The organism is Limnoraphis robusta CS-951, assembly GCF_000972705.2.
Window position 1 is genome coordinate 1 of sequence record NZ_LATL02000071.1, and the last position, 22,843, is coordinate 22,843.

Consider the following 22,843-nt stretch of genomic DNA (forward strand, 5'->3'; position numbering starts at 1 on the left):
AAAGTGTTTAACGTGCCAGTGATTGCTGTTGCACCTCATTACACATCTCAAAATTGCTCTAACTGTGGTTCCGAAGTTAAGAAAACTTTGTCCACTCGCACACATCAATGCCCACACTGCGGTTATTTAGATGACCGGGATACGAACGCTGCCATTAATATTTTGATGAAAGCGTTACAAGGACTAGCACAACTACCGAGGGGCACTCGGAAAGTAACGCCTGGGGATGAGATGATCCACTGCTTGGAGGGAGAAATCCCAAAAAGTAAGGTTGCTCGTAGAGCCAGGAAACCCCATCAGTGATGATGGGAATCCACCTCCATAATCTGCGTGATTTGGAGGTGGAGGATGTCAAATAAACAGGAGTATCCAGTCGGAGGCTTCTTGATGGCTTGGTGTGTATGGATTGAATTTTCGCGGTGTAGAGTGATCTTAACGAATACAACCCTCTTGGTGCTTTTACTCGCTCCTGTTGCCCTCAGTAGCCCCCCCGAAAGTGAAACCATCTATCAAAAAAAATCAAAATTTCCTGCACAGACTTGGACTCTTCCTTCTAAACCTTGCACTTTAACACCCTGTTCCCTGATTTCACAAACCGCTACCCCAGACTCCTCCCCAGAAAATCTACCTTCTGGCCCCCTCAATCCCCGCCCTGACCCCAATCGCGATCGCTTCTTACAGCCTTCTCCCGAACCCCCTCAACCGCCTCAACCCTCTCAACCCGATATTCAACCCGAACCCCCAACTGACACTCAACCCTCTCCCGAAACGCCCCCCATTCCCGTCACAACCATTGAAGTCACCGGAAGCACGATTTTAAAGCCCTCAGAAATTGAGGCGATTGTTGCCCCCTTAGAAGGACGTTCCGTAACCCTCGCTCAACTCCAAGAAGCCGCCGATCAAATTACAGAAATCTACCTGGAACGCGGTTATATTACCTCTAGAGCCATTGTTCCTGAACAAACCATTAGTCAGGGTGTTGTGCGAATTCAAGTCATTGAAGGCATCCTCGAACGGATTGACATCGAAGGAACTCAACGCCTCGATCCCGATTATATTCGCGATCGCGTCCAACTCGGCGCCGGACAACCTCTCAGCACCGCCCGTTTAGAAGATCAACTGCGTTTGCTGCGGACAAATCCTCTATTTGAAACCGTTGAAGCCAGTTTACGCGCCGGAACCCAAGAAGGCCAAAGTATTTTAATTGTTCGTGTGACTGAAGCCCCTCCCTTTCAAGCGGGGATCAGCGCCGATAACTATTCTCCCCCCAGTATTGGTTCCGAACGTTTAGGCCTCAATTTACGCCATCTCAACCTCACCGGACGGGGAGATTTGATATTTGTTTCCTACAATACCACTCGCCTGATCACCGAGGGAGAATCTGATATTTTGGATGTTCTCTACAGCCTTCCTGTGAATGCGATGAACGGGACGATTCAATTGAGAATTCCCCCCTATTGGAATACGATCATTCAAGAACCCTTTGATGAGTTGAATATTGATGGAAAATCTCAACGCTACGAAATTAGCTATCGTCAACCGTTAATTCGTACTCCCGTTGAAGAATTAGCCCTGTCTATTGGTTACGCTTATCAACGCAGCCAAACCTTTCAAGATGGCGAAGGAATTGCTTTTGGACTAGGGCCAGAAGAAGATGGCGTCACTCGAACCAGTGTGTTTAAATTCGGACAAGACTACATTCGCCGCGATCGCTTTGGGGCTTGGGCATTGCGATCGCAGTTTAGCATTGGCACGGGGTTATTAGGAGCGACAAATACTGCCAGTTTACCCAATTCTAATTTTCTCAGTTGGTTAGGTCAGGTGCAACGAGTACAACGGGTTGGCGAGGATCATTTGTTAATTCTTCAGGGAGATGTACAACTTTCGGCGGATGCTTTATTTCCTTCCCAACAGTTTGTTATTGGAGGCGGTTTATCGGTGCGGGGCTATCGTCAAAATGTCCGATCAGGTGATAATGGTTTTCGGGTTTCAGTCGAAGATCGGTTCACCTTGTTACGGGATGAGTCGGAACAGCCTAAACTGCAACTGGCGCCGTTTCTCGATGTCGGTACCGTTTGGAATCATGACGAAAACCCAAACCGCTTATTTGGAAGAACGTTTTTAGTCGGAGTGGGAATGGGCTTGTTGTGGGAACCTCTATCGGGCTTGAATTTACGTTTAGATTATGGAGTGCCTTTAGTTGAGTTGCAAGATCGCGGTAATAATATCCAGGATGATGGGTTCTATTTTAGTATCACCTACACACCTTGAGCGGGTAAGCTTCACGAGTGAGTGCGGGTATCTTGACAAGCAGCAGCAAGCCTCATTTATAGCGCTTCGCGCAGGCAAAAGGCAAGAGGCAAGAGCGCAAAGTGCGGTCTTGGGGTCTCCCCAAGTGAAGCAACTTTGCAATCTTAGGCAAGAGGGAGGAATTTGCGAAAGTCTAATAAGGCTTTTCACCATTTTTCGTTTCTGTGGGTAGAAACCCGGTTTCTACTGTCTCCTGACTCCTGACTCCTGACTCCTGACTCCTGACTCCTGACTCCTGACTCCTGACTCCTGACTTCTGCTTACTCAATCGAGTTACAGCAAAACTGTTTCACTCAAAAACAGGACTACAGATTCAATCAAAATTTTGTTAAGATCAATCCGCTTGTGCATCCCCTCAAAAAGTTTAAAAACCTATAAAGATGTTGTCATAAATTACAGGCTTCGCTACAAGGCTTTAAAATAAGACGCTCAAGAAAAATACAGTTTATTCCTGCATAAACTCCAAACCTCTATCCTAATCAGTTAATAGAGAAGGTTCAAGCTTGAAGTTTGATTTTTCTGAGAAAAAGTTAAACAGCTTCAAGCAGAAACCATCAAACATTTAAAACAAAAACCCGAGGAAATTAATCATGGCAATCTTTAATGGAACCAATGTTAATGACGTTATTGCACCCGATCAAATTACAACAAATATCGTTTCAGGTGATAATATTTTCCCCGCAGGTGTTCCAATTCCAGGTAATGTTTTTATTGGCAATGATCAAATATTCGGTCAACTGGGAAATGATCTTCTCGGAGGAGGTGAAGGGGATGATTTAATTAACGCCCTCGATGGTGATGATAATCTCTTTGGCGGAACTGGAAGTGATACGCTAGATAGCGGTTTAGGAAACAATTTCATTGATGGTGAAGATGATTTTGACTATGTTTCCTATGCAAATGAAGTTAATGTTTTTGTTGACCTCACCTCAAATACAGGGTTTGCAACCGGACGGGCTGATGTTTTCCAAAATATAGAAGGAGTCATCGGATCAACTAACAGTACCAATAGTTTATTTGGTGATAGTGAGGACAATGTTTTAATTGGGGGAAATCTTGATGATAACCTGAATGGCGGTGAAGGTGCTGATACTTTAGAAGGAAAAGCAGGAAATGATCAACTCACCGGTGGAGGCGGAAAAGATGTTCTCCAAGGCGGTGAAGGAAACGATACTTACACGATAAATAGTGTGGCTTTTGCAGGAGGATCTCAAATCGAAGATGCAGGCGGAAATGCAGATAGTTTAAATATTGATCTACCACTTTCTCCGGTTGCAGCACCTCCTAGTCAGACTCAAATAGGACTCGCTCGGAATGGCAAAAATTTGATCGTTGATATCAGTCGAGATGGTCTAGCTGACCCCGCAAATGATTTGACAATCAATAACTTTTTTGCAGATGAAACTTCAAATACCGCCGGAACAGGATTTATTGAAAACCTGAGTGGTTTACCCGGAAATACCGTTCTCAGCAGTGGAATTGGACAGGTTGTTAGGGTTTCAATTAACAGTCCAACTGCTAACAATACCGTTCCCGGAAATCCGGTTTCTATTGATGAATTTAGCGAGATTGATGTTTCTGATGAGGTTAAACTCTACACCCTTTCTAACGAACCTGATACAATAACAATTCCCTCGGATCAAGTCGATCGTCAAATTGTCGCCTTGTCGGGAAATGATAATATTTCTGGGACTGCGAGTGCAGAAGATGTGAATGGAAATAGAGGCGCCGATACCCTAAATGGTGGAGGGGGAAATGATACTTTGCGAGGGGGTCAAGGTTCTGATTTAATTAATGGTGAAAGTGACGATGATCTCCTGAATGGAAACCAAGATAATGATACAATTAATGGCGGTGCAGGGGATGATATTGTTCGAGGTGGTCGCGGAAGTGATGTATTATTAGGGGGCGATGGTGATGATTTCTTGATCGGCGATCGCGATCAGGATATTCTTACAGGTGGAAATGGTGAAGATACCTTTGTTTTAACCGGGGGTAACGCCGCAGCTAATAACCTTGATGAAGCTGATTTAGTAACAGATTTTGTCACGGGTGTTGATAAAATCATGCTCACAGGGGGAACAACTTTTGCACAATTAACGCTCACTCAAGTTGAGTTACAAGTTAATGGTGGTGCCTCTGTCATGGCGACAGCAATTCAAGGCGCAGATGATGCTTATTTAGGAGTGATCCAAGGCGTTACTAACTTAACTGGCTCGGATTTTGTTCCCGAAAATACCAGCATTACCATCTTAGGATAATTATACACCAAATGCGGAGGAACTGCAATAATTTGACTCATCAAATTTTCTAATCATTGCAGTCTTTCTCCAGTGAGAATTCAGCTAGCAAATAGGTAGGGTGTGTCAAATCGTCAACATCTTTCCTGTCTGTAATCAGATTAACCCGTTTGACGCACCTACTCCTGTAATGATTTAACTTTAGGTTTTTCAAACAAACTGCATAAGTTCAAGAACCCAAACCTATTAAATATCAGGAGTATAAAGCGAGTTCAGTGAATCTTTAAATTATGTTTATAGGTTCAGACAACCGCAACTGTTTATTACGTTCTGTTTCGTTAATCCTGATCGAGTATATTTTCCTAGAAAAATTATCAAAGACCATAGAAAACTGTCAGAACTCAATCAACCTTTCGTAATTAGACCAGGAGACTTTGATCTGGAGTCAAACCATGAATCATCTCAATTTCCAGCATCGACATCTAATATCTGCCTTTCTCTGCGTTGGGATGTTGCTCAGTTCTACGAGTTCAATGTTAGCAGAACCTTCTCCCCGCCAGGAGAATAAAGCCATGACTCAAGCAAACAACTCCAAAACCAGTTATACAAACCGAGGTCAACCCCAAGTTCAAACCGGACAAGCCAGCAGAGGAAGTTGTACTTCGGGGATTGATGCAAACGAGTTACTCGCCTATGTTCCCCTGGAAACAGTAGAAGCCTATCCGACTTTTCAGTTTCAGGTTCCCTTTGACCCACAAAGCTTTCACTCGATTGAATTTGTCTTGATGGAAGAGAATGCTGAGGCGAAAATCATGTATGAAACTCAGCTTAATGTTCGTGAATTCTCTCCCGAAGTACAGATCAGTTTACCTCAACCCTCTACAGAATTAGAAGTTGATCAAAGTTATGCGTGGAAATTGATTGTACACTGTAGTGATCCAACAAGCCTAGCTAATTTGCAGGATTCTATATATGTCGAGGGTTCAATCAAACGAGTTCAGTTAACCGCAGAGTCAGAAACAGAAAAGTAGAACTTGTTTGTAAGAAAATTATACCAAATTTCAGCTAATTTTTGTCTGCTAATATAGCAGTTTTCAGTTCTGTGATAGATTGGGTAGAAACCCGGTTTCTAGTAGAAACCGGGTTTCTGGTTTGTACCTCATAGGAGCGCACACCGCTATAGGGCGTTTGAACGCCTTTTTTTTTGATCATTTTATCTAAAATTTAAAATCGATAATCGAGATTAAAATAAATTCCGTCATCTTGAATATTATCTCCTCGATCTCGGAAGTCAACTAAGGGAAAACCATAATCCAGTCTTAAACTCAGACCATTTACCCCTAAAAATGCCTCCCAGATCAACCCGAAACCTGTACTGACTAAAAAGGTCTGACGAGGTAATTTATTCGGGTTATCAATTTGATTCCAAACTGAACCCATCTCAAAAAAAGGTGAAATTTGAAGAATTGGATCACCCGCAGAATTGCGTTTCAACGTAATCCGATCTTCTATCGAAAAACGAAATCCACTATCACCTGTTCGCATATTTTGTCGGTAGCCTCGAACCGATTTTGCACCCCCAATCACAAACTGTTCCGCCGGAAGTAAACTATTAGCTGTAAGCTGAAGATCACCTCGCACAATAATCAAGTTATTTTCATCAACAAGCTGAACTCTTTGTACCTGTCCTAACCAACTAAAAAATCGACCATCTGGAATAGGAGACTCATTAACCGTCGCCTCAAAAACATCAATTCCAAAGTTAAATTGCGAGCGCAAAGACCATGATCCTTCTGAGTCGCGTTTGAGATAATCTTGACTCAATTTAATCACCCGAGTCCGACTATTTCCGTCTTCATCTGGCCCTTCTACAAAGGCTCGCGGCACATCTTCAAACACAAAAGTTTGACCATTTTGAATCGCGAAACTCAACGTGAACGCCAATTCTTCCCGAGGGTTGCGAATAATTGGTTGACGATAAGCCAACTCATAACGCGCTTGAGTTCCACGAATATCCAACTCATCAAACGGTTCCTGGGTGACTCGATTTCGGTTCGGAGAAACTCTTAATAAAATTGTACCCTCTTTCGCATTAATCGGAACCCGATAGGCAAAGTCATAAACATCAGTTCCTCCTGTTGTTGATCGAGAATAAGACCCCGCGATTTCATCCCCAATTCCCGTTAGATTTCTAAACCCTAAATTAATCCCTGTGCGTTCACCGCCAACACTCGGAGGCGAATAATTATCAATATTTACACTCCCATAAAAAGGTCGAGATTCTTCAACTCTTACAATTAAAATACTTTCACCCACTTCTCCACCAGGACGTAAGCTGGCTTCGACATTATTAAATAATGGATTAACTCTCAAAAGTCGTAATTGATCTTCTAACTTCTGTATATTTAAGGGAATATCAGCCCCCAATTCAATGCGACTGCGAATATAACTCTGATTAACTCGTTGATTCCCTTCGATTTCAATATTGGATAAACGACCTTCTGTTACCCTAATTTCAACTACCTCATTCTCAATTGTTTGCGAAATAGGTCTAGCGATGGAAGTAATATAACCTCGATTAATATAAAGCTGTGTAATGACATCTGCAACTTTTCTGATTTCTTCTAAGGTTAATTCTCGACCTTCAAAAGATTCTATCAGGGGATTAAAATCTTCTGCATCAAATACTGTACTTCCTGTTACCTCGATTTGACGCACAAAAATCTTGATCGCTTCCGGTTCGGGTGAGGGTTCAGCTTGAGGCTGCATCGGTTCTGAAGGATAATTTTGCGCCCAAAGATCAAATTTAGATTTTGAGGGTTTTAAGTCCGTTTCTCTAAAAGCAGAGATTCGACAAAATGATGTAACTGATGGTTGATTTTTTGATTCATACAAGGTAGAATAAATAGAAGCTTCTGATAAGGAAAAACATCCAAAAACTGCTAATTCTAAAAAAGATGTCAAGATCGGCATATTGAGGTTAGATTATCATTGATGAGCAATCAATCCAAACACTAGCTTAACTATTCCTTTTTTTTAATAGCCCTAACTATTTTTCGGTTTGCAAACGGGTTTAGTTTTAATAAAAGGACATAAAAAAGAGTACCAAAATAGGTAAACTTGGTACTAGAGTGTTATTTCAATACAATATCATCTAATCTGTCTAATAGACTAGATTAAACAGGGTTATCTTATCTGCTCTCAACTTCTGTACTTTCGAGACAAAAATCAAGTTTAAGAATGCTCTAGTTGTTCAGTCGCTCGATCTAACATAGACTGATGAAGATGTTGTTCATGTAGACGGTCTTGGGCGGCTAACTCTCGTGCTTGTTCGTGAGTTTCTCCTTCTACAAGCTGATCAACTTCATCGTGGGCGCGATTTAGCATAGATTCATGGAGGTGTTCGTCGTGTTGACGTTCTTTCGCCATAGACTCTCGGGCTTGCTCTTGCAGACTCATTGTTAATATCTCCTGCTTACGAATTTTTTCAAGTCCTGCTTTATAAAACTGATATAACGCGGTATAAACCGTGTTAATGTTTATTTCCTGCATCACCCCGGACTGTCAGCAGCACCCGGTCAGACAGGCAATTCACCGAGAAGCCCTCGGCATAACCTTCTAAATTTAGGCTGGCATTCAAATCGCGGTCAATGCTTACACCGCAATTATTACAGTTAAAAACTCGTTCTTTCAGTGGCATTTCTTGAACATGACCGCAACTTGAACAAGTCTTAGTTGACGGATAGAATCTATCAGCAAACACTACTCTTGAACCGTACCACTCAGACTTATACTCAACTTGGCGACGAATTTCAGAAAGAGCCGAATCAGCAATAGCACCTGCGCGCCTTGTGATTTTTTAACATTCCAGAAACATTCAAATCCTCGTTGTACCATAAATTGTCAACTAAGTTACTGCTCTATTAACACTCTGCCACGATCAGAGGCAAAATGTAGCGAAGTTAACAGAAAAAAACATTAGCAGCTTGAGAGTCAGGCGGGGTGTTGGGTGCAAAGACAAGGGTTTACGCTACATCCTTGCCAAATAACTGACAACCGACAACATACAAATTAAGATTGAATCATTGATGTCTAAACACTCAAGACGCATGATACCTGTTATTCTCGCTGGTGGTAAAGGTGAACGGTTTTGGCCGTTGAGTCGCAAGCATCGACCCAAACAGTTTTTAAGCTTAGATGGTAGTGGTCAAAGTTTACTACAAACCACTGCAAATCGATTACTTTCTCTGACTGATCATGGGGATGGACTGTGGGTTGTGACTTCGACAATGTTGGCTGATGGCGTCCACAAACAACTTCCCCAATTACCTCAAGAAAATATTTTAGCCGAACCGGAAGGACGAGATACAGCCCCGGCGATCGCTTGGACAACCATCGAAATCGCCCGTCGTCATGGAGAAGATGCTGTTATTGGATTTTTTCCGGCGGATCATTGGATTGGTGAACCCGAGATTTTTGAGAATACTTTAAAAGCTGCAAAACAGTTAGCAGCAACTCAAGATGTCATTGTAACTTTGGGTGTAAAACCGACTTATCCGGCGACGGGTTATGGATATATTGAACAGGGTGAAAAGTTAGGAGTATTTGATGATTGTCCGGCTTATCAAGTTGTACGATTTACAGAAAAACCGGATCAGCAAACCGCCGAAAAGTTCCTTTCAACAGGTAAATTTAGCTGGAATGGCGGGATTTTTGTCTTTCGGGCGGGAGTCATGTTGCGGGAATTACGAACTTATGTTCCTGATTTGGTGAAGGCATTAGAAGAAAAAGGTGCAGAGGCTTATTCAGAATTACCGAAAATTAGCATTGATTATGCGTTGATGGAAAAAACGCAAAAAACTTGTGTATTTCCGGTAGAATTTGCTTGGGATGATCTCGGCGATTGGAATGCTTTAGAACGGTTACATGAAAGCAAAGATTCTAACATTGAATTAGCCCATCATGTGGGATTAGATACCAAAGATTCGATTTTCTTTAGTCAGGATGATGGAGAAATTATTGTCACTCTGGGGGTTGAAGATTTGTTAGTCGTGCGGGAAGGAAAGGTTACGTTAATCGCGAACAAAAGCCGAACCCAAGAAATCAAGCAACTGTTAAAGAAGTTAGCTGAAGATCCCAACTTACAAGAACTATTGTAAGAGAATTTAACCGGAAAATCTCTAAATCAATCAGGGTGCATCTAGGGGAAACCCTAAATCATACCCGTGAATTCAATCCTCAAACGAGGTTTTCTCTAGACAATTTCATCTGGATTAATCCCTAATTCTCGCAGTCGTTGAGCGAGTTTTTCTGCACGTTCTTGGGCTAAAATAGCTTGTTCTTGGGCTAAAATAGCTTGTTCTTGGGCTAAAATAACTTGTTCTTGGGCTAAAATAGCTTGTTCTTGGGCTAAAATAGCTTGTTCTTCTGCATTCGGAATTAACTCCCCTTCTAACGTCATCCAACGTAACCAAGATCGTTCTAGCGTCTCATAACAACCTTCCCAAATTCCTAAACTTAATTCAAGAGTTGGAATCAGTAAACGTCCATCTGTTAATTCGGTTCGGTGATAGCGATCGCCTACTAAATGAAACGCCTGCATTTCATTCGTATAGCGACTAAAAACCACATAGTAAGGCACGCGCAAAATTTGTTCATAAACCACCCATTTTGTCGGGGGTTTTCCCGGTTCACTTCGGGTTTGACCTAAATCTTCATCTTCCGTTCCTGGTGATAATAATTCTACCACAATTAACGGACTGATTTGTTCTTGCCAAATGACATAACTTAAGCGTAAATCTCGCTGATCATACAACCTCGATATCCCCACCACCCCAAACCAGTCAGGACGCTTGTACCATAAAGGATGAGTCAGATCATAATACAGATTTAAATCGGTCGCACTAAAAATGCGATCAAGGCTAATATTAGGCGGTTGAAACGTTTTTCGTAACAATTCCGCTTGTAAAGGATGAAATTCATCAGGCAAGCCAGGATCTCCAGGATACTCACTGGGTAAATCATACATCGTTGGCAAGGTTTCCCGAGGAGACAGAGGCGGTTCAGACTGGGGCGGAAGACGAAACGGTGAAACCATAAGGAAATTGGTATTTGGGCTTATTAAGATATTTTAGAGAATCAAAGTTATAGCGCTTCGCGCAGGCAAAAGGCAAAAGGCAAGAGGCAAGAGGAAGTTTAAAACCTCTCTCAGTAAAGGTTTGAGAGTTTCTCAATTTCATCAATTTGTCAATACACCAGTGCGACCTGCTATATATTGCGAACCCAGAAAATCTATTCTCACCATTTAGGCTTCGGCAAAATCAATATTGTCGTAAAGATCAGCAATCTGAATTTGAAACTCAAAAGAACTCAAAGATAACGTAATATTGGCATCATCATATTCGGTAAATAGCCATTGATTAACATCCATTTTAACGTAATATTCAACATGAATTCGGTATTGATCAATCAACAGATATTCTTGAAAGCCGGGAATAGAACGATAAGCCGCAAACTTTTCACTCCGGTCATAATTTTGGGTTGATTTCGATAAAACTTCAGCAATAAAACAGGGATTCATCACGGTATCTTTGCGTCCAGTTTGCAGTTCTAACGGCTTAGAAACGACCATAACATCGGGGTAAGTATAAAGACTAACTGCGGGAATCCAAAGCCGTTGATCAACATGAAACGTCTCATAGGGTTTACGTTTGAGTGAGAGACTCAAAGCAATATAGAGGTTCCCGCTAATTCTGTTATGTTCTGGTGTTCCACCCGTCATCGGAATAATTTCTCCATTGTGGTATTCGTTGCGTGTTTCTGATGTAAGTTCGAGTTCTAGATATTCTTCAATCGTGTAGATTTTCTTCTCAGTTTGAGCAATCATGTTAATTTTATCCCCAAAAATTCAAGTTGCGGATTGATCTCATTGCTTGTTATAGTGCTATGTTAGCAATTTCTAGAACTGCCTAGACATCAATAAACGGCTCTGTGTTAAAAACGATCAACAGGCACTGAAACCCTTTTTCATTGCCTATTCTCTATTACCTTAAGAAGCAGATTCTTCTGTATTTAACACCCCATTGAGAAAAATATCAGCTAAACCTTCAGCAAGTTCCTGCATCGCTTTTGGACGCGCTCCCGGTTCAACTAACGTCGTGTAACTAAATCCAGCAACCGCAAACATTCCTAAAAAAACCTGAGCGACAATGCGAGGATTCATCCGACGATAAACCCCTTTTTCCATCGCCGTTTCAAAAAAAGCTTCAGCAACATCCGTCATTTTGGCAATCACTTCAGATTGAATGCGATCGCGTAATTCGGGGTGAAATTGCGCCTCTAGAAAACAAACCCGCATCAAATCAGCATTTTCGTGTAAATTTAACATTCTTCGGCGCATCACTTGAGCCACCGCTTTATAACTACCCATCTCACTCAATTCTGTCAACAAGTCAGTCAGAATTTCAATCCATCCTTCCGTCGCCACTTCGATTAAAATCGCCTTTTTGTTAGGAAAATGACGAAAGATTGTCCCTTCAGCAACGCCCGCCGCCTGTGCCAAATCCCGAGTTGTTGTGCCATCATAACCTTTACGAGCAAATAATCGCTGTGCAGCTTTTAAAATGCGAGTAGAAGTTTCGCTTTCTAACTGAGGAGAGTGATTTAAAATTTTCATCGCTTAACCGTTAAATATCTTAATAAATTGTCCAAACAGAAACAGGGAACCCTTGTTAGTCAGAGCAGGTCTAGATCGAATGATACCGTTGCGGTTCATCAATGGGTTTTGTGTTCTCAATCTCTGAGTTCGCTGTCTTAGCCTATCATTTGTGATCGGGCAAATTGCTCAAATGACAAAACTCTTCATCTGTTTTCCTCATGGGAGACTTCCGTTATCATAAAGATTGAAAAGTTGCTCAACTCACTAAGAATCCTTCGTTAGAGCGCTCAAACCCGTTTAACGGTCGGAGGATGTCAAGCTCTGAATGTTAAAATCCGTCTGATAGCATTTCCTCACAAGACTAAAGCCTATGTTTCCGAGTTGGCGTGTTTCCCCTCGTCTCCAGAATCTTCTCAGCCCCAAAATTTGGCGGGGATTAATCCTAACGCTACTGATATGCTTGTTTTGGGGAATTCCAGCAAACCCTCTACTCGCCGATGAAACCCCCACCCGTCCCAAAACTTCGATCCAACCCTATCTAGATCGGGTGATGGATCAAGTCAGTGAGTTTCGCCTCGATAATGGCATGAAATTTATTGTGCTAGAACGCCACAAAGCACCCGTTGTTTCCTTCTTAATTTATGCGGATGTTGGCGGTGTCAACGAACCTCAAAATCAAACGGGCGTGGCTCACTATTTAGAACATTTAGCCTTTAAAGGAACAAAGCGCATCGGCACGACCAATTATCCCCAAGAAAAACCCTTACTAGAACAGATGGATCGGCTCTTTGAGCAAATTCAAGCGGCCGAAAAACAAGGCAAATCCGAAGAAGTTGCTCAATTAGTCAGTAAATTTGAAACCGTACAAGCGGAAGCTTCAAAGTTTGTCAAACAAAATGAATTTTCTAAAATTGTTGAACGGGCGGGCGGAGTTGGATTAAATGCAGCCACTTCGACAGATTCAACGGTTTATTTCTATAGTTTACCCGCCAATAAACTCGAACTCTGGATGTCTCTGGAGTCTGAACGATTTTTAGAACCCGTTTTTCGAGAATTTTTTAAAGAAAAACAGGTCATTTTAGAAGAAAGACGACTGCGAACCGAAAATTCCCCCGTCGGTCAGATGATTGAACAATTTACCGCTACAGCCTTTCAAGTTCATCCCTATCGTCGTCCGGTGATTGGTTATTTAGAAGACATAGAAAATCTCAATCGAGACAATGTAGATCAGTTTTTTAAGACTTATTACGTTCCCAATAATCTCACCGTTGCGATTGTTGGAGATGTGAACGCCGCTCAAGTTAAACAACTTGCACAAACCTACTTCGGACGTTATCAAGCAGGTGCAGAACCGCCCAAATTACAAGTGGTAGAACCGCCTCAAAAGCAAACGCGAGAAATCACGATGAAATTGAAGTCTCAACCCTGGTATTTTGAGGGTTATCATCGACCTTCACTCGCTCACCCCGATCATGTGATTTATGAAGTGATCGCCAGTATTCTCAGTAATGGTCGGACTTCTCGCCTCTATCAAACTTTAGTCGAACAACAACAAATCGCTTTAGCGGCTGAAGGGTTTAGTGGTTATCCCGGTGATAAATATCCCAATTTGATGTTATTTTATGCTTTGACTGCTCCCGGTCACTCCGTTGAAGAAGCGGCGGTAGCCTTGCGAAAAGAGATCGAACGCTTGAAAACTGAACCCGTTTCTCTAGAGGAATTAGAGCGGGTGAAAACTCAGGCGAGAGCCGATTTATTGCGATCGCTAGATTCTAATATGGGGATGGCTTTTGCCTTACTCGAATACGAAGTAAAAACCAAAACCTGGATGAATTTGTTTAAACAATTAGATGCCATTTCTCAAATCACTCCGGCTGATATTCAACGGGTTGCTCAAGAAACTTTCCGTCAAGAAAATCGCACCATTGGCAGGTTATTACCCGAAGATTCTTAGACCTCAAACCCAACAAAATCATCCCTATTTCACTTTTCATTCCTCTAGAAAAAGTATCAAGTACAACCACGACTGATCAATTATGCAAGCCCAAGTCAGATTAAACCTGAGAAAATCAAAACGGTTTCTCTTCGGACTGCTGTTCGTCACCATCTTCTTAATGATTACCTGGCGTTCTCCGGCTGTCGCCTCTACCGCTAAACATTATACTGAACTGACGTTTCCGCCTCTACCCGAACAGCCCTTACCCGAATATACCCGCTATCAACTTGAGAATGGAATCACGGTTTTTTTAATGGAAGATCGCGAACTTCCGTTAATCGGAGGAACCGCATTATTTAGAACCGGAAGTCGATACGAACCGGGCGATAAAATCGGACTCGCCAGCTTAACCGGAGAAGTGATGCGAACCGGAGGAACAACCGATCATAGTGCGGATCAATTAAATCAAATCCTCGAACAACTTGCCGCCGCCGTTGAAACCGGAATTGGCACCACAGCCGGCTCGGCGAGTTTTAGCGCCTTAAGTGAAGATCTAGAAACAGTATTTGGACTATTTGCAGAAGTCGTGCAGGAACCCGTTTTTGATCCTCAAAAATTAGCGATTGCCAAAACTCAACAAAAAGGCGGAATTGCTCGTCGCAATGATAGCCCTGAACGCATAGCCAGTCGGGAATTTCAGAAGTTAATTTATGGTCAAGAAAGTCCCTATGCTCGCACCGTTGAATATGAAACGCTCAACAATATTCAACGAGAAAATTTAGTTGAATTTTATCAAAACTATTTTCATCCCGCTAACATGATTTTAGGGATTGTGGGTGATTTTGATACGAATCAAATGAAAGCATTAGTTGCTAAAAAATTCGGCAATTGGAAACCCACAACAACGGTTCAAATCCCTCCTGAACCGAATACCGATCAAGCTTACAAAAGCGGTATCTTTTTCATCAATCAACCCCAACTGACTCAAAGCTATGTGGAAATGGGTCACATGGGAGGAGAACGAAATAATCCTGACTATCCCGAATTAACAGTGTTAAACGGGGTGTTAAATGGCTTTGGTGGACGGTTATTTAACCAAATTCGTTCTTACAAAGGATTAGCTTATACCGTCTACGGGGTTTGGAATGCTAATTATGATTATCCCGGTGTATTTATTGCAGGTGGACAAACTCGTTCGGATGCAACTGTTGACTTTCTTAAAGCCGTTCGTGTTGAACTCGATAAAGTCAGAACTGAACCTGTTAAACCTGAAGAATTATCCTATGCCAAAGACTCAACATTGAACTCATTTATCTTCAATTTTGAATCTCCTGATCAAACCCTTTCTCGCTTGATGATTTATGAATATTATGACTATCCTCAAGACTTCATCTTTGAGTATCAGCGTCAAGTAGAAGCCACAACGGCTGAGGATGTACAACGAGTTGCCCAAAAATATCTCAAACCCGATCAAATGGTGACTTTAGTTGTCGGAAATGAAGCGCAAATTCAGCCGCCTCTAGCCAGTTTAGATAAAGAAACCAAAATTACGGCGATTGATATTAGCATTCCTGAACCCAGCTAACAGGAATTGAAAAGAGGTAGTGATTTAGTGTTTATCTGTCTCTACCTCTTTACACTTTGTATTTGCAAAATCCCTAATCAAAACAGCCTACCTCGAAAGATAGACTGTTAACTGAAAACAGATGAATTTTAGGCAACTCAATTAAGAATTAGCTTGCAATTCATTCAAACGTGCTAACACTTCTTCACTATGAATGACAGGACGAACTTTCAAAAATATTTCTCGCAATTGACCTTCTGGATCAATAATAAAAGTATGTCGCATCGAGAAAAAGTTCATCCAAGAACCATAGGCTTTACTCACAGTCCCATCGGTGTCAGCGAGTAAGGGAAATTTTAACCCTTCCGCATCACAAAATTCGGCATGGGAGTCAACATCATCGGCACTTATTCCTAAAATTTGCACATTTCGATCTAAATATTTAGGCAGATCTTGTTGAAAGCGACGCGCTTCTATTGTACATCCCGAGGTAAAATCTTGAGGATAAAAATAGACAACGACCCACTGACCCCGATAATCAGAAAGAGAAATTTCTCCATCTCCAGTATTCGTCGGCAAGGTAAAATCAGGAGCGGGTTGGTTTAATGGAGGAAGGGTTCCCCCCATCGCCCACGCCGGAGAAGTGACGTTGAAACTCAATACAGCTAAACAAGCCGCTAACAGTAAGCGGACTAGGGTTCGACGAGAGATCATCACTCAAAATAAGAAGGGTACTTTACATAAGTTTACACAATTGGGGAGAACAGACTCAATCCTCAGTTTGCCATTGAGCATCATCTCGTTCTAGACTCTTGAGGAACTTAACTTCTTGATTTCCGGTCAAGATGATGGCGTTAACCTTGGGGAGTTGAAGATTTTTACAACTTCTAAAGGCTTAACAAATTTGCTACTCTAACTCAGAATAACTCACCTTAAAAAATGGAAGATCTACCTGTATTAACTGGTTCTGCTGTTGCAATTATGGTTGTTAATGGACAGCCCATTATCATTCAAGTTGATGGTGATAATGCACCGATTACTGCGGGAAATTTTGTCGATTTAGTTGAGCGAGATTTTTACGATGGGATTTCATTTCATCGCGTTGTCCGACAACCAGACCCCTTTGTTGTGCAAGCTGGAGATCCCAATAGTTTAGATCCAAATTTCCCACCCGCACAGCTTGGAAGTGGCGGTTTTATTGATCCAGCGACAGGTCAAGAACGAACAATTCCCCTAGAAATTAAGCCGCAAGGTGCCACAGAACCGATTTTGGGTCAAACTCTTGAACAAGCAGGAATTACGGTTCCTCCGGTGTTGCAAAATACGGTGGGAACGATTGCGATGGCTCGTACAAATGACCCCAATACAGCCTCCTCGCAATTCTTTATTAATCTCTCTGATTCTGACTTTTTGGATGGGAATTATGCCGTTTTTGGTGAGGTGATTCAAGGGTTTGATGTCGTTGATCAAATTCAACAAGGCGATCGCATTCAAGATGCAGAAGTTGTTGATGGAATTATTCCGGGTCGAGAGTCCAGTCTGATTGCAGATTCACTGCTTTTAAACAATTTTATCAACCGAATTAATCTCCGAAGTTTGCCTTTAGAATTTTTAGTAACTCGGGATTTTGATGCTGATAATACTGTGGCTTTGACCCCAGAAATTTCTCAACAAGCACCTTCGGGAGTCTTTGTTGGGGGTGGAAATGATAGCGTTACGGGTTCAGAAATTGATGATGTAATTAACGGCAATCAAGGTAATGATACGATCACCGGAGAAGCCGGAAATGACTATATTTTTGGGGGTCAAGACAACGACCTCATTAATGGCGGGGATGGCAATGATATTCTGAATGGAAATCGCGGACTCGATACGATTTCTGGTGGGAATGGAGATGATTTTATTCGCGGTGGACAAGAGAATGATGTTTTAAATGGGGATGCCGGAAATGATTATTTAATTGGGGATTTGGGATCGGATACAATGACGGGAGGAGCGGGTGCTGATACGTTTATGTTAAGACTAGATGAATCCGTAGGAGTTCGAGATTTTAACGCAGTGGATCGCATCGCAGATTTTAACGCAGGGGAAGGCGATCGCATTGCCATTGTGGGAGATATTAGCACCTCACAACTCAGCTTTAATATTGTCCGTCAAGATACCTATATTTTCAACAGAAATGGAGACTTTTTGGGGATTGTACAGAATGTTCTCCCAGATGCCGTTCAAAATTCAGTGATTGTCCTTTCTCCCAACGATTTGGGTTTGACAATTGGATAGAAATTGAGTAAACTTAGTAGAGATTTGACTTCAATCTACAGAAGTTGATTGGAGTCAGATTGTTTAGAGTCGAGAGTTCGAGAGTCAAAAAATCAGGTATTGAAATAGGTTGTCGTCCTGAGAAGTGATTGAAAAAAGCTATGAATCTTAAGAGATTGGCAATAATCCTATTTTTAGTCATTGGATTTATTTTAGGGGGAATAACTAGCGTTCAGGCTGCTAATTATTCAGATATTAATCAACTGCTTAAGAAAAAATATTGTCAGACCTTTCTCTGGAAAACCTGTGATTTAAGTCAAGCTGATTTACGAGGAGTTGTCTTACCCGAGGTGAAACTTTCTAGGGCGAATTTAAGAGGCGCAGACTTACAAAATGCCGTTTTAAAATATGCCGATTTATCAGGTGCCGATTTAAGAGGTGCTAAACTCAATAAAGCCAATCTCTTAGGTGCCAATTTGAGTCGAGCGAATTTAGAAGGCGCAGATTTAAGAGAAGCGGGATTATGGCAAGCCGATTTAACCTTAGCAAATCTCACCCAAGTTAACTTAGAAAAAACCAATTTATTAGAAGCAAGACTCTGGGGAACCAACCTAACAGAAGCTAATTTAAGCCAAGCCAGTTTACACGGAACCAACCTCCAATATGCCAACTTAGCTAATAGTAACCTCAGCAATGCTGACTTACATAGCTATGCTTTTCGAGAATACAAAACAGTCACAAATCTCAGTAACGCCAACTTAGAAGGCGCTAATTTAAAAAACGCTAATTTGAAAGGTGTCTTGCTACGAGGTACGATTATGCCGGATGGTCATATTAACGAATAGGGACGCATAGCAATATTTAGGCTGAGAAAACGTTACAATTTTTGATGAAGCGCGAACTGTATTCTAACTCATGCTGGACACCCTCCAAACACAACTCTATGAAATCGCCCAATACGCCAACACCCTAGTCAAAACGCAACTGATACAACTGAGTTGGGTGAGTGTGGCGATTATTTTTGCGGCGGGCTTGCTGACGAGCCTCACACCCTGTATGCTGTCTATGCTACCGATTACCATTGGCTATATTGGCGGCTACGAAACTCAAAACCGTCTCCAAGCCCTCGCCCAGTCGAGTTGGTTTGCATTGGGGCTAGCCACGACGTTAGCAGGTTTAGGAATTCTAGCCACATTAGTCGGGCAAGTTTACGGTCAAATTGGCTTCGGTTTACCTATTATTGTGAGTATTATTGCCATTTTAATGGGGTTAAATTTATTGGAAGCCTTGCCGATTCCTCTCCCTGCTGTTGATACAATGGGATGGATTCCTAAAAATATCCCGAATGGGGTTCGTTCCTATTTTTTAGGAGTAACTTTTGGTTTAGTGGCTTCTCCCTGTAGCACTCCTGTTTTAGCCACTTTATTAGCCTGGGTTTCCACCTCAAAAGATTGGGTTTTAGGCGGTGTTTTACTCCTGGCTTATGCTGTGGGATATGTTGCCCCTTTAGTCTTAGCAGGAACCTTTACAGCTAGTCTAAAAAAACTGCTTTCTTTGCGACAATGGTCAGGTTGGATTACCCCAGTTAGTGGAGCGTTATTAGTCGGATTTGGTGTGTTTTCACTCTTTTCTAGATTAATTCCTATCGTTTAAATTCCTTTTAAATCAACAAATAAACGTTAAACAATGACAGCACAACAAGTCTTTTTATCTAAACTTTCCGACTGGGTAAACAAGCCACTACAAGTCTGGCGACGGGAAATTTTACCCGTTCTTGCTAACTTAAGATTAGCCATTGTATTACTACTGGTTATCGCTGTTTCTAGTATATCAGGAACAGTAATAGAACAGGGCGAATCTCTGGCGTTTTACCAAAAAAACTATCCTGAACATCCCGCTTTATTTGGGTTTCTCACCTGGAAAGTAATCGCCCTATTAGGCTTAGATCATGTTTATCGAACTTGGTGGTTTCTCGCTATTTTGTTACTGTTTGGGAGTAGCTTAATTGCTTGTACCTTTACCCGACAACTTCCTAACTTAAAATCAGCCCAACGCTGGAGTTATTATCAAAGCCCTAAACAGTTTAAAAACCTGGCTTTAAGTGCAGAAATCGAAACAGGTTCCCTAGAAACGATCAAAAGTTTATTGCTAAAACATCGCTATCGAATTTTTGAAGAAGACCATAAACTCTATGCCCGTAAAGGGTTAATTGGACGAATCGGGCCGATTATCGTTCATGCGAGTATGATTTTGATTTTAATCGGTTCTTTAATTGGGTCTTTTACCGGGTTTATCGCCCAAGAAATCGTTCCCAGTGGAGAAACCTTTCAAGTTAAACGAATTATTGATGCGGGGGCATTTGCTGAGTCTCAAATCCCCAAAGATTGGTCAGTTAGAGTCAATCGATTCTGGATTGATTATACCCCAGAAGGAACAATTGATCAATTTTATTCAGATTTATCCGTTTTAGATAATAGTGGTTCAGAAGTTGACCGCCAAACCATTCACGTTAATCAGCCTTTAAAATATAGAGGCGTGACGTTTTATCAAGCCGATTGGGGAATCGCTGGAATTCGGGTTCGGATTAATAAAAGCCCCGTTTTACAACTGCCGATGGCTGAATTAGACACAGGAGGAAAAGGACGAATTTGGGGAACTTGGATTCCGACAAAACCCGATTTAAGTGCAGGAGTTTCCCTGTTAGCAAGGGATTTACAAGGAACGTTGCTATTATATGATAACGAAGGTCAACTGGTATCAACCTTGCGACCCGGAATGTCTACTCAAGTTAATGGTGTGACCTTATTTGTCGATGAAGTCGTCGGAAGTACCGGACTCCAAATTAAAGCAGACCCCGGAATTCCGATGGTTTATTTAGGGTTTGGGTTGTTGATGGTGAGTGTCTTAATGAGTTATGCCTCACACTCGCAAATTTGGGTTTTAGAAGCCGATAATCGTTTGTACCTGGGTGGAAAAACCAATCGGGCTAAAGTTGTCTTTGAACGAGAAGTGATTGGGATTTTAGATGAAATTAAACCTTGATCTGATAGCGAAGCACAATCAACAAAAACCCCGGTTTAAACTAACTTTCTCTCATTTCAGGCTTTCGGTGTTTGGGGGGAATATGATTAATATTCCAAACTTTATTCACTTGTTGTTGACGCCAATATCGAATCATTCGTAAGCTAACAAAATAGGTGAGAATTGCACTGATGATCCCGGTTACAAAACACCCTAATAATAAACTCAGGACAAATTCCGCCCCAACGCCTACAATATCTTCTATCGAGTGCAAGTTTCCCCAATCTTCAAATAAGGGTCCCTGAGAACCCAACAACCATCGTCCCAGCTTATAATTAAACAGATAAATGGGAATATAGGTGAAAGGGTTACTCACCCAAGTTCCCGCAACCGCTAACAGTTTGTGACCCCGAAACAACACCGCAAAGGAGACACCGATTAACATCTGGAAGCCAAAGAAGGGAAAGCATCCCGCAAACACACCAACGCTTAACCCTCTCGCTAAATATTCGGGGGTTCCCTGCATCGCCATCACACGCCGATAGAGACGGCGCAGCCAACGTCCAGAATATCGATAAAGAAGTTTCAATTTTAGCACTACAGACTTTTTGGATTTGAGTAGTGACCTATTTAACCGGAACACGGGAATATCTCCTGGTTTTTACTAACCTTATTGTAGAAATCTTCTGCTCATCCTGCCAGTTCACCCGAAAATTAGGCAACTTTCAGCTTTAGGGATTTCTAATCATAAAAATTTACCTTCTTTATTGTTTCTGCGGTTTTCAGCAACAGAACGTGCCAATATAGTATAAGTTCAGTCCGAAATCGACCTTATGGGTAAACAGCGAGTTCTCTCCGGCGTTCAACCAACAGGCAACCTTCACCTCGGTAACTACTTAGGCGCAATTCGCAACTGGGTTGAAGGTCAAAGCCAGTATGATAACTTCTTTTGTGTCGTCGATTTACACGCCATCACCGCCCCGCACAATCCCGCCACTTTAGCGACGGATACTTACACCATAGCGGCTTTGTATTTGGCTTGTGGCATTGATCTCGAATATTCTACCATCTTTATTCAGTCTCACATTTCCGCCCATAGCGAGTTAACGTGGTTGCTCAACTGTATCACGCCGATTAACTGGCTACAAGATATGATTCAGTTTAAGGAAAAAGCCATTAAGCAAGGGGAAAATGTCAGTACAGGTTTGTTGGATTATCCCGTATTAATGGCGGCTGATATCTTACTCTATGATGCGGATAAAGTGCCTGTGGGAGAAGACCAAAAACAACATTTAGAATTAACACGCGATATTGCGGCGCGGTTTAATCATTTGTTTGGTCAAGAAAAAGAAGAAATCCTCAAAATTCCTGAACCTTTGATTCGTACAGAAGGCGCCCGGGTGATGAGTTTAAGTGATGGCACCCGCAAAATGTCAAAATCTGATCCTTCAGAGTTAAGTCGAATTAATTTACTCGACTCACCCGATACAATTACCAAAAAAATTAAACGCTGTAAAACCGACTCAGTACGCGGCTTAGAATTTGATAATTCTGAACGACCCGAGTGCCATAATCTTTTAATGCTTTATGGCATTTTGTCCGGTCAAACAAAAGATCAGGTAACAGTCCAATGTCAAGATATGGGTTGGGGTCAATTTAAACCGTTGTTGACTGAAGCAACCATTGAAGCACTGAAACCTATTCAAGAAAAGTATAAAGCCGTGATGAGCGATCGCGCTTATTTAGAATCGGTCTTAAAAGACGGTCGAGAAAAAGCCGAAGCCGTAGCAAATGCCACTTTAAAACGAGTGAAAACCGCCTTGGGTTATTCCACTCCGCTTTAATGATAAAAAACA

Annotated in this window: 19 protein-coding genes and 1 pseudogene; 12 read left to right on the plus strand and 8 right to left on the minus strand. The window is 41.8% G+C overall.

Going from position 1 to position 22,843, the window contains the following annotated elements; genetic code table 11:
- From WN50_RS35850 to WN50_RS06210, 4 genes are all read left to right on the plus strand, one after another.
- The coding region (locus WN50_RS35850; RefSeq protein WP_049558434.1) for a zinc ribbon domain-containing protein at positions 1-303 on the plus strand (303 nt) is incomplete at its 5' end.
- A gap of 45 nt (positions 304-348) precedes the next feature.
- A complete protein-coding gene (locus WN50_RS06200; RefSeq protein ID WP_235440847.1) occupies positions 349-2,271 on the plus strand; it encodes a ShlB/FhaC/HecB family hemolysin secretion/activation protein in 1,923 nt (640 codons plus the stop codon).
- 629 nt (positions 2,272-2,900) lie between these two features.
- A complete protein-coding gene (locus WN50_RS30785; RefSeq protein WP_053221442.1) occupies positions 2,901-4,571 on the plus strand; it encodes a calcium-binding protein in 1,671 nt (556 codons plus the stop codon).
- A gap of 431 nt (positions 4,572-5,002) precedes the next feature.
- On the plus strand, positions 5,003-5,581 hold the full coding sequence (locus tag WN50_RS06210) for a DUF928 domain-containing protein (RefSeq protein ID WP_082172342.1): 579 nt from the start codon (positions 5,003-5,005) through the stop codon (positions 5,579-5,581).
- Between the two features lie 193 nt (positions 5,582-5,774).
- On the opposite strand, the gene WN50_RS06215 is transcribed toward WN50_RS06210, so the two are convergent.
- The 3 genes and pseudogenes from WN50_RS06215 to WN50_RS31870 all read right to left on the minus strand — a co-directional run.
- Positions 5,775-7,523: a ShlB/FhaC/HecB family hemolysin secretion/activation protein gene (locus WN50_RS06215; RefSeq protein ID WP_053221443.1), complete on the minus strand. Its 1,749-nt coding sequence runs from the start codon at positions 7,521-7,523 to the stop codon at positions 5,775-5,777.
- 261 nt (positions 7,524-7,784) lie between these two features.
- Positions 7,785-8,009 (minus strand): hypothetical protein, encoded by a 225-nt coding sequence (locus WN50_RS06220; protein WP_046278620.1) that lies wholly within the window; start codon positions 8,007-8,009, stop codon positions 7,785-7,787.
- Positions 8,010-8,082: 73 nt separating this feature from the next.
- Positions 8,083-8,437 (minus strand): annotated as a pseudogene (locus WN50_RS31870) (RNA-guided endonuclease InsQ/TnpB family protein); the annotation flags it as partial.
- Positions 8,438-8,659: 222 nt separating this feature from the next.
- Here WN50_RS31870 and WN50_RS06225 point away from each other — a divergent pair.
- On the plus strand, positions 8,660-9,709 hold the full coding sequence (locus WN50_RS06225; RefSeq protein ID WP_046278613.1) for a mannose-1-phosphate guanylyltransferase: 1,050 nt from the start codon (positions 8,660-8,662) through the stop codon (positions 9,707-9,709).
- Positions 9,710-9,804: 95 nt separating this feature from the next.
- On the opposite strand, the gene WN50_RS06230 is transcribed toward WN50_RS06225, so the two are convergent.
- From WN50_RS06230 to WN50_RS06240, 3 genes are all read right to left on the minus strand, one after another.
- A complete protein-coding gene (locus WN50_RS06230) occupies positions 9,805-10,647 on the minus strand; it encodes a Uma2 family endonuclease (protein WP_046278614.1) in 843 nt (280 codons plus the stop codon).
- 207 nt (positions 10,648-10,854) lie between these two features.
- A complete protein-coding gene (locus WN50_RS06235; RefSeq protein WP_046278615.1) occupies positions 10,855-11,436 on the minus strand; it encodes a Uma2 family endonuclease in 582 nt (193 codons plus the stop codon).
- Positions 11,437-11,598: 162 nt separating this feature from the next.
- On the minus strand, positions 11,599-12,225 hold the full coding sequence (locus WN50_RS06240) for a TetR/AcrR family transcriptional regulator (protein WP_046278616.1): 627 nt from the start codon (positions 12,223-12,225) through the stop codon (positions 11,599-11,601).
- A gap of 352 nt (positions 12,226-12,577) precedes the next feature.
- Here WN50_RS06240 and WN50_RS06245 point away from each other — a divergent pair, with 352 nt between their 5' ends.
- Complete coding sequence (locus WN50_RS06245; protein ID WP_049558437.1) at positions 12,578-14,161, plus strand: M16 family metallopeptidase; 1,584 nt, start codon at positions 12,578-12,580, stop codon at positions 14,159-14,161.
- A gap of 82 nt (positions 14,162-14,243) precedes the next feature.
- A complete protein-coding gene (locus WN50_RS06250; RefSeq protein ID WP_046280546.1) occupies positions 14,244-15,728 on the plus strand; it encodes a M16 family metallopeptidase in 1,485 nt (494 codons plus the stop codon).
- 141 nt (positions 15,729-15,869) lie between these two features.
- Here the strand turns inward: WN50_RS06250 and WN50_RS06255 are convergent, their stop codons facing one another.
- Positions 15,870-16,421 (minus strand): peroxiredoxin, encoded by a 552-nt coding sequence (locus tag WN50_RS06255; RefSeq protein ID WP_046280547.1) that lies wholly within the window; start codon positions 16,419-16,421, stop codon positions 15,870-15,872.
- A gap of 225 nt (positions 16,422-16,646) precedes the next feature.
- On the opposite strand from WN50_RS06255, the gene WN50_RS06260 reads away from it, so the two are divergent.
- From WN50_RS06260 to WN50_RS06275, 4 genes are all read left to right on the plus strand, one after another.
- A complete protein-coding gene (locus WN50_RS06260; RefSeq protein ID WP_046280548.1) occupies positions 16,647-17,987 on the plus strand; it encodes a peptidylprolyl isomerase in 1,341 nt (446 codons plus the stop codon).
- A gap of 140 nt (positions 17,988-18,127) precedes the next feature.
- Entirely contained in the window at positions 18,128-18,811 is a 684-nt protein-coding gene (locus tag WN50_RS06265; protein ID WP_046280549.1) for a pentapeptide repeat-containing protein, read from the plus strand.
- 70 nt (positions 18,812-18,881) lie between these two features.
- Positions 18,882-19,619: a cytochrome c biogenesis protein CcdA gene (locus WN50_RS06270; RefSeq protein WP_046280550.1), complete on the plus strand. Its 738-nt coding sequence runs from the start codon at positions 18,882-18,884 to the stop codon at positions 19,617-19,619.
- 33 nt (positions 19,620-19,652) lie between these two features.
- A complete protein-coding gene (locus WN50_RS06275; protein ID WP_046280551.1) occupies positions 19,653-21,008 on the plus strand; it encodes a cytochrome c biogenesis protein in 1,356 nt (451 codons plus the stop codon).
- A gap of 40 nt (positions 21,009-21,048) precedes the next feature.
- Here WN50_RS06275 and WN50_RS06280 read toward each other — a convergent pair whose 3' ends face one another.
- A complete protein-coding gene (locus WN50_RS06280; RefSeq protein ID WP_046280552.1) occupies positions 21,049-21,585 on the minus strand; it encodes a DUF2062 domain-containing protein in 537 nt (178 codons plus the stop codon).
- A gap of 235 nt (positions 21,586-21,820) precedes the next feature.
- On the opposite strand from WN50_RS06280, the gene trpS reads away from it, so the two are divergent.
- Positions 21,821-22,831 carry a tryptophan--tRNA ligase gene (gene trpS, locus WN50_RS06285; RefSeq protein ID WP_046280553.1) on the plus strand — a complete coding sequence of 337 codons (1,011 nt, stop codon included), beginning with the start codon at positions 21,821-21,823 and terminating at the stop codon, positions 22,829-22,831.
- Positions 22,832-22,843: the final 12 nt, after the last annotated feature.

Coding starts and splice junctions, on each gene's coding strand:
- WN50_RS06215 (WP_053221443.1), bottom strand. CDS start 7,523: ATGCCGATCTTGACATCTTTTTTAGAATTAGCAGTTTTTGGATGTTTT.
- WN50_RS30785 (WP_053221442.1), top strand. CDS start 2,901: ATGGCAATCTTTAATGGAACCAATGTTAATGACGTTATTGCACCCGAT.
- WN50_RS06245 (WP_049558437.1), top strand. CDS start 12,578: ATGTTTCCGAGTTGGCGTGTTTCCCCTCGTCTCCAGAATCTTCTCAGC.
- WN50_RS06210 (WP_082172342.1), top strand. CDS start 5,003: ATGAATCATCTCAATTTCCAGCATCGACATCTAATATCTGCCTTTCTC.
- WN50_RS06200 (WP_235440847.1), top strand. CDS start 349: ATGTCAAATAAACAGGAGTATCCAGTCGGAGGCTTCTTGATGGCTTGG.
- WN50_RS06250 (WP_046280546.1), top strand. CDS start 14,244: ATGCAAGCCCAAGTCAGATTAAACCTGAGAAAATCAAAACGGTTTCTC.
- WN50_RS06275 (WP_046280551.1), top strand. CDS start 19,653: ATGACAGCACAACAAGTCTTTTTATCTAAACTTTCCGACTGGGTAAAC.
- WN50_RS06225 (WP_046278613.1), top strand. CDS start 8,660: ATGATACCTGTTATTCTCGCTGGTGGTAAAGGTGAACGGTTTTGGCCG.
- WN50_RS06270 (WP_046280550.1), top strand. CDS start 18,882: ATGCTGGACACCCTCCAAACACAACTCTATGAAATCGCCCAATACGCC.
- WN50_RS06265 (WP_046280549.1), top strand. CDS start 18,128: ATGAATCTTAAGAGATTGGCAATAATCCTATTTTTAGTCATTGGATTT.
- WN50_RS06255 (WP_046280547.1), bottom strand. CDS start 16,421: ATGATCTCTCGTCGAACCCTAGTCCGCTTACTGTTAGCGGCTTGTTTA.
- WN50_RS06230 (WP_046278614.1), bottom strand. CDS start 10,647: ATGGTTTCACCGTTTCGTCTTCCGCCCCAGTCTGAACCGCCTCTGTCT.
- WN50_RS06260 (WP_046280548.1), top strand. CDS start 16,647: ATGGAAGATCTACCTGTATTAACTGGTTCTGCTGTTGCAATTATGGTT.
- WN50_RS06240 (WP_046278616.1), bottom strand. CDS start 12,225: ATGAAAATTTTAAATCACTCTCCTCAGTTAGAAAGCGAAACTTCTACT.
- WN50_RS06235 (WP_046278615.1), bottom strand. CDS start 11,436: ATGATTGCTCAAACTGAGAAGAAAATCTACACGATTGAAGAATATCTA.
- trpS (WP_046280553.1), top strand. CDS start 21,821: ATGGGTAAACAGCGAGTTCTCTCCGGCGTTCAACCAACAGGCAACCTT.
- WN50_RS06220 (WP_046278620.1), bottom strand. CDS start 8,009: ATGAGTCTGCAAGAGCAAGCCCGAGAGTCTATGGCGAAAGAACGTCAA.